This window comes from Methylotenera sp., from assembly GCF_013141425.1.
GTDB lineage: Bacteria > Pseudomonadota > Gammaproteobacteria > Burkholderiales > Methylophilaceae > Methylotenera.
Genome location: NZ_JABFRA010000089.1, coordinates 25,287 through 33,031 on the forward strand (window position 1 = coordinate 25,287; position 7,745 = coordinate 33,031).

A 7,745-nucleotide genomic window follows, 5' to 3' on the forward strand; every position below is an offset into this window, starting at 1 on the left:
TACTATCATTTGTCCACAGAGGTAATGCTTGAAACTTCGTATTATCTCTGTCGGCCACAAAATGCCAAGTTGGGTTGATGCCGCTTGCGCAGAATACACCAAGCGCATGCCGCGCGAACTAACCATTGATGTTATTGAAATCAAGCCCGATAAACGTGCCGATGGCAAAAATAGTGCGGTGGTGCAAGAAGCCGAAGCCAAGCGCATTTTAGAGGCTACTGGCAAAGATTTTTTAATCGCCTGCGATGAACGCGGGCAAGAAGTCAGCACTTTGCAACTGGCTGAAAAATTGCAGTTTTGGCAAGGTTTAGGGCGCGATGTGAGCATTGTGGTTGGTGGCGCAGATGGCCTGCACGCAAACCTTAAACAGCAAGCAGATTGGCTTTGGGGCTTATCCAAGCTGACCTTGCCACACGCTTTTGTTCGCGTGTTGTTGTGTGAGCAACTTTACCGAGCGCATTCGGTCAATCTGGGACATCCCTATCACCGCGAGTAATATGCGTTACGATAAATCTCTCGTTTGGTTTCGGCGTGATCTGCGTGACTATGACCACGCCGCGCTTTACCATGCACTTAAATCCTCAAATAAGGTACTTTGCGTCTTTGTGTTCGATACCGACATACTGGACCAACTGAATGATAAAGTAGACCGTCGCGTAGAATTCATCTGGGAAAGTGTGCGCGAGCTAAAATCCGCCCTGCAATCCAAAGGTGGCGATTTAATGATACTACATGGTAGTGCGCGAACACTTATTCCAGCCATTGCCCTGCAAGCCAATATCCATGGGGTGTTTGCCAACCATGATTATGAGCCAAAGGCGATTGCGCGTGACACAGAAGTAGCGGCAACTTTAAGCAAAAACAATATCGCTTTTCATCATTTCAAAGACCATGTAATTTTTGAAAAAGACGAAGTACTCAACCTTGCGGGCAAGCCTTATGGCGTGTTTACGCCATATAAGAACGCTTGGCTAAAAAAAGTAAATGATTTTTTTGTGCAGCCTTATCCTGTGGATGCTTATATTCATCATTTAGCGCAAACTTCGCCCACAGAATTACCTAGCCTTGAAAGTTTAGGCTTTGTGCGCACCAATCTCGCCAATATGCAGCTTCCTACAGGCATGAGCGGCGGCTTGCAGTTATTTTCAGATTTTGAAAATCGTATGGATAAATACAAAGAAGCACGCGATTTTCCTGCAATTAAAGGCGTTTCATATTTATCGGTGCACTTGCGCTTTGGTACAGTTTCCATACGCCATTTAGCAAGGCACGCTAGAAGCCACGCCAATACTGCACCGCAGAGCATTGGTGCTGAAACATGGCTTAACGAGCTTATTTGGCGTGATTTTTACGTGCAAATTTTGCATCATAATCCGCAAGTGGCTTTTGGTAAATCTTTCAAAACGGAGTTTGAAAGGCTAGCTTTTCTAAACAACCAAGCGCTTTTTCAAGCATGGCGTGAGGGAAACACGGGCTATCCACTGGTCGATGCCGCCATGCGCCAACTCAACCAAACAGGTTTTATGCACAATCGCTTGCGCATGGTAGCAGCTAGTTTTTTAGTAAAAGATTTGCTCATCGACTGGCGTTGGGGCGAACAGTATTTTGCAGAAAAACTCATTGATTTTGACTTAAGCGCTAACAACGGAGGGTGGCAATGGGCGGCCAGCACGGGTTGTGATGCACAACCTTGGTTTCGCATTTTCAACCCTATCACGCAAAGTGAACGCTTTGACGCCCAAGGCAAATTTATTCGTAAGTATGTGCCTGAATTGGCAAAATGCAATGACAAAGAAATTCACGCACCTTGGCTTATCGCGCCATTGCGGCTTCAAGAAATCAATCTAGTCATCGGTAAAAACTACCCCGCCCCGGTGGTTGACCATTCAAGTCAGCGTGTAAAAGCACTCAATTTATATAAACAGCAATCAAAATAGTGGAATATCGCTTTTTATATTTAACACCATGCGGTTCATTACAACCACCACATGGCTGAAATAAACCACCACAATTTAATAAAATCACACCGAAAATTTAATTTAATAATAAAAATCAATTGGTTATAAAATATTTAAAAGTGGCATTATTTTTGCTAATCTAAATATCTATCTAACGAATGTATAGAATAAACGCACTCAAATGACAACTTTTCAAAGCTCCGGTAGTTTTCAGTTGCCTAACAGCCATATTTTGGATGTTGGTGATTTATACGCGAGTAATCACCCTTGGCTACTGACTTGGTTATCAAAAAAATTAGCCTGCCCGTTTGATGCAGCAGATTTGGCGCAAGAGACTTTTATTAAAATTGCGCACTCAGCCAACGTAGAAGTCATCAAAACGCCACGGGCTTTTCTTACTACCACCGCCACGCGCTTACTTATTGATTTATTGCGCAAACGTAATATAGAACGCAAATATTTAGAAGCTCTCTACCAGCAACAAGCCAACAACTTTATTGCCACTCCCGAGCAGATAAAAGAATCCATCGAAACGCTCAACGAAATTGCTGCGCTACTAGAAGGCTTACCAGAGAAAGTCTATCGTGCATTTTTATTGTGTCGCCTAGATGGCTTAAGCTACGCGGAAATAGGCAAAGAATTGGGCGTGTCAACTAGCATGGTTAAGCAATACATTGCCCGTGCCATGGTACATTGTTACCAAGTGGCTTATCCAGACCAAATCCGCTAGAGCATAATAGATTTGATACCAGCGATCACTTTATTTAGTTCAACATGACTGAAAATACTATCCCTAAAAGCATTATTGAAAAAGCTGTAGAGTGGCATCTGCAACTGCACTCTGCTTCAGCAAGCGCGGCAGACTTTGCTAATTTTTCCGCGTGGCAACACCAAAACCCTGCGCACGCCTTAGCTTATCAGCGCATCGAATCCATGTGGGGTAAATTTGGCGACATTGAACCAAACGCCGCAAAAGCCAGCATAGAATCTGCCTTAAAATCTGGTAAATCCATTAAAAAAATCGCACAACATGGCAAAGGCATCACACTTGGTTTGCTGGCCTTAGTTTCTAGTTATTCCGCTCTACAAACCCAACCCGCACAAGTTTGGTTAGCCGAGAATAAAACTGCGATTGGCGTACAACGTAGTATTGTTTTGGCCGATGGCAGCACACTCATGCTAAACACCAATACCGCGCTGGATATTGACTTTAGCGGCCATCAACGCTTAATTAAACTTTACCAAGGTGAAGTGCTAATCACCGTAGCAAAAGACAAATCTCGCCCGCTGATTATTGCTACCGAGCAAGGCACTGCCCAGGCATTGGGCACAAAATTTAATGTTAAAACAGATGCAGAAGCCACCCAAGTTGCAGTGGTTGAATCTAAAGTTGAAGCCTGTACTAAACCTAGCTTATTTAGCTTTAACCATAAAACCTGCATTACTTTGCACCCAAACCAAAGTACAACGATGCGTTCCAAACACATCGATTCAGCGCGCAATGTAGATGCAGAAAGTATTTCCGGCTGGTCAACTGGTACCTTAGCAATTGATAACCAAGCGCTCGATCAAGTGCTGGTAGAACTGCAACGCTATAGCTCAGTGCAAATTCAATTCAACCAAGCTGAAATCAGCCAAATGCGGGTTTCGGGCGTGTTACCGCTCCATAATATTGAGCAAAGCTTGCACTTGCTGGCTGACAAGTTACCCATACAAATACGCAAACCACAGAACAATGTAATGATTGTTCAGGCAAAATAATTTTTATATTTCACTGTCCCTTTTATATTCTCATGCGTCATATAGAGTGAAAGTAAAATTAAGGGATATTTTGCATGAAAAAGATTCAACCCGCTATACTCGCTTCTGTTTGTAGCTTAGTTTGCTCGCTAACCAGCAACTTGGCCATTAGCCAAACCGTTGATGAAAATATAACTAAAAATTTAAGTAAAAATCAAACAGTTATTAGCGACGCCAGTAGCGCGTACCAACAAGCGCAAAAACCTAAAAGTTACAATATTGGCGCTGGCTCACTCACCCAAGTTCTAAACCGCTTTGCCCAACAAACTGCTGTAGTATTGGTATTTAACCCAGACCTGACAGAAGGTAAAGCCGCAATCGGCTTAAACGGCCAATACACCACACAAACTGGCTTTGCGCAAATACTAAAAGGCACAGGCTTAGAAGCCACCAGCAACGCCAATGGTGGCTACTCAATAATAAAATCAGCACCTCCAGCACCCACTAAAGAAATTAAACTCGACAAAGTAGTTGTCCGCGCCAAGCGCTTCTATGAAGTTGGCCCTATGCCTGGCTTAGGCTTAACCAAAGAAGAAATCCCCGGTAACGTACAAAGCATTAGCGCCAAAGAGATTAAAGAATCACACGCATTAAGCTTAACAGATTTAATGAACACCCATTTGCAATCAGTCAATGTCAACGACTACCAAGGCAACCCTTTTCAGATGGATGTGACTTACCGTGGCTTTACCGCATCACCACAGCTAGGCACTGCGCAAGGTATTTCAGTGTACTTAGATGGTATTCGCGTGAATGAACCATTTGGTGATGTGGTGAACTGGGACATGATTCCCATGAACGCACTTAAGAGTTTAGATGTGTTTCCAGGTTCTAACCCACTCTTTGGCCTAGGCACGTTGGGGGGTGCACTTTCTATGCGCACCAAAAGTGGCTTTGATGGTAAATCACTAGATGCAGAAATTCTTGCAGGCGCTTACGGACGCAAACAATTACAAATATCTGCGGGTGATACTAACGGAGTCATTGCAGGCTTTGCCTCAGGTAACTTCTTTTTAGAAGATGGCTGGCGTGATAACTCCCCTAGTAAAGTCAACCAAGTGTTTGGTAAAGCCGAATGGCGTAATGACCAAGTACAATTGGGTTTATCTATGCTGTATGCGGGTAACAAGCTTACAGGTAATGGTTTATTACCTACGCAAATGGCTAATGAAAACCGTAGCCAAGTATATACCTCGCCCGATGAAAGCAAGAACAACTTACTGCAATTTCAACTCTCTGGAATTTGGGATGTCACAGATACGTTTAACGTGACTGGGCAAATTTACAACCGTAATAGTAAGCGTAAGTCTAAAACTACTGATGTGAATGAAGAGTTTTATGGAGCCGCTTCTCCAAAAGACCTAGGTGCAGGCAAACAGATTTTGGCAGGATTTTCTGATGTAAACCGCGATGGATTGCCTGATTACAATGACTTCGCAGCCAATATTGCAGCTGATGCTGCAGGCAATGCATTAGCTTATGAAAGAGTGGCCGGCGTGCTAACTGGAGGTATTATCACTTGTACTGACCCATTAAATGCCTGCGTGAACGATTTAGTGGTCGGAACAAATTTTTCTGACAACACAGATTTGTCAGCAGCAGTACAAGCCGCACAAGGGCGAATAGCTCCGGTAACCGATGTAAATGGTGTACCCGTAGTATCAGGCACCATTCTCAGCTGGACTTTAGACCCCCGTGTAAGCGCTGACTCTCTGCAATTGGACTTTGCAACGCCCTCTACTTTGCCTGGCGTGTTTAATAGTGGTGCAACCAATGGCAGCAACTTACCAGCTCAATATTATCAATTCGCCTTACAGCAATGGAAAGATAAAATATTTGCAACTCAGAATGGGGCAAATATCGCAAACTATGGTGGTCTGCACCCAGGCGGCGCCTACAACACAGGTGGAGATTCTAGCAGTAATGTATTTTTCCCAGATGAGGTTAATCGTTATTATATTGCCAACTATACTGATAGCAATGGTTTTTATCACGGATTAACAATATTAGATTCGGTGAATCTTGGTTCTGGTAACCCTATGCCTGAAATTGCTCGTATTCCTCGCGCTGTAAGATCTGGTTTTCAGTATGTAGTGCTTGGTAGTGATGGTCTTCCAATTTCTAGGGATGGTGGCGTTGTCTCAGCATATACTGGTGGATATGGTCAGGGTTCTGGCTATATTGACGGCACGCCAACAGCGCTCATTACGAATACGCAGATTGACCAAATTGGCACAGGTGGCTCATTACAACTTAATTGGAACTTAGATCAGCATAAATTAATGGTGGGTGGCTCAGTCGATATGGCCGATGCCAAGTATGCTAGCTCAGAATATTTAGGTGTGCTAGATAGTCAGCGTAATGGCCGTGCTGCGCCAGAGTTTTTAGGTTATGAATATTACGCAAGAGACGAAGCGCATGCCATTAGCTTAAATGACTTTAAAGGCGATTCAAACACCAGCAGCTTATACGCCAGCGAAACATGGGCACCAACAAAAAGTCTTAACATCACTGCTGCAGCTCGCTATAACTATACCACCGTGAACAATGTGCTAGCCGTCACCAATGCGGGCAAATTTAACCGCGATGCCAACTCTTTTTTAAACTTATTAGAAATCTTTCAATTATGCACAGGCGCTATAAATCCTGCCACAGGTCTGGTAGATGGCAGCTTTTGCCCAACAGGTATAGCGCAAGGTATAACCCCTTTTTCTCCAAGAACTGCCATTATACGTGGTCAGAAAAATGGCCTCGGCACACTGACTGCAGATGCAAAAGAGACTTTTCATTATCGCTCATTTAATCCATCTCTAGGAGCGAGCTGGCAAGCGAAAGAAACTCTTAACTTGTATGGCAACTGGAATCGAGGCGCTAGAACGCCTACTGTGATTGAGTTGGGTTGTGCTTATGATGATACGCTTATTAAGTTGGAAGGGACTGACCCCGTGCAATATCAAGAAAGATCACTAGCAGAAAGACGTAGTTGTAATTTACCTAGCACAATGTCTGGTGATCCATACTTAAAACAAGTACGTTCAGAAACCTTTGAGTTGGGAGCTAGAGGCAACTGGACAAATGATTTTGAGTGGAATGCCAGTGTTTACCGCACTGACTTGAAAAATGATATTTATTTTGTAAGTGTTAGCCCAAGCAGAAGTTTTTTTCAAAACATTGGTGATACCAGCCGTCAAGGGCTAGAAATGGGACTCAAAGGTAAGCTAGGCAAAGCACGGTTTGGCCTTAATTACTCACTTACGGACGCGAAGTTTCAATCATCATTTAAGTTAGATAGCCCAAACAACAGTTCAGCAGGTGCAAATGAATTAGACGAAAGAGAAGTCATAGAAAATGGGGTGTTTATTAAACGCAGTGACTTTGGCAAAATTAACGTGAGCCCTGGTAACCGTATGCCAGGTATCCCTTTACATAACTTGAATGCTAATTTTAGTTACGACGTCACCAATAAGTGGGCGATAGGCCTCAATGCGGTGATGCACTCTAACGCTTTTGTACGTGGCAATGAGAATAATGCCCACAAAGCAGGCGCAGCAACTCCTCTACATACTACATGTTATTTTCTTCAGCCTGATGGCACTTATCAACCTAGTGAGTGCGATGTTCCACGGGCGGATTTTGGCAGTGGAAAGTCTGCTGGCTATACAGTATTTAACTTGCAAAGTAGCTATAAATTTAACCCTGAATGGACACTAGGTTTACAAATCAATAACTTGTTTGATAAAAAGTATGCAAGCGCAGGGCGTTTAGGTTTAAACGCTTTCTCAAAAGGTCCAAATGGTGCCATTGGCGACAGTGGCTTTAACTACAACAGCAGCGAGTGGCAAGGCACCAGCTTTTTAGGCTTGGGCGCACCACGCTCTACCTACTTGACTCTCACTTACCAGTTTGCTTCTGATGAAAAATCAAGTACAAGTGAAGCAGAAGCTATAACCGTAGATCTGCCATTACCTAGCAGACCACTTGATAAAT

General features: G+C 43.6%; 5 protein-coding genes. All 5 read left to right on the forward strand.

Annotation, left to right across the window (positions count from 1 at the left end):
• Positions 1 to 28: 28 nt before the first annotated feature.
• Positions 29 to 496, forward strand: coding sequence for a 23S rRNA (pseudouridine(1915)-N(3))-methyltransferase RlmH (gene rlmH, locus HOO90_RS07915; protein WP_292841822.1), 468 nt, complete (start codon positions 29 to 31; stop codon positions 494 to 496).
• 1 nt (position 497) lies between these two features.
• Positions 498 to 1,937 carry a deoxyribodipyrimidine photo-lyase gene (locus tag HOO90_RS07920; RefSeq protein ID WP_292841836.1) on the forward strand — a complete coding sequence of 480 codons (1,440 nt, stop codon included), beginning with the start codon at positions 498 to 500 and terminating at the stop codon, positions 1,935 to 1,937.
• Between the two features lie 202 nt (positions 1,938 to 2,139).
• Positions 2,140 to 2,688, forward strand: a complete 549-nt coding sequence (locus HOO90_RS07925) for a sigma-70 family RNA polymerase sigma factor (protein ID WP_292841824.1) — start codon at positions 2,140 to 2,142, stop codon at positions 2,686 to 2,688.
• A 44-nt stretch (positions 2,689 to 2,732) separates the two neighbouring features.
• Positions 2,733 to 3,719 carry a FecR family protein gene (locus HOO90_RS07930; RefSeq protein ID WP_292841826.1) on the forward strand — a complete coding sequence of 329 codons (987 nt, stop codon included), beginning with the start codon at positions 2,733 to 2,735 and terminating at the stop codon, positions 3,717 to 3,719.
• A gap of 74 nt (positions 3,720 to 3,793) precedes the next feature.
• A partial coding sequence (locus HOO90_RS07935) for a TonB-dependent receptor (protein WP_292841828.1) occupies positions 3,794 to 7,745 on the forward strand: 3,952 nt, incomplete at its 3' end.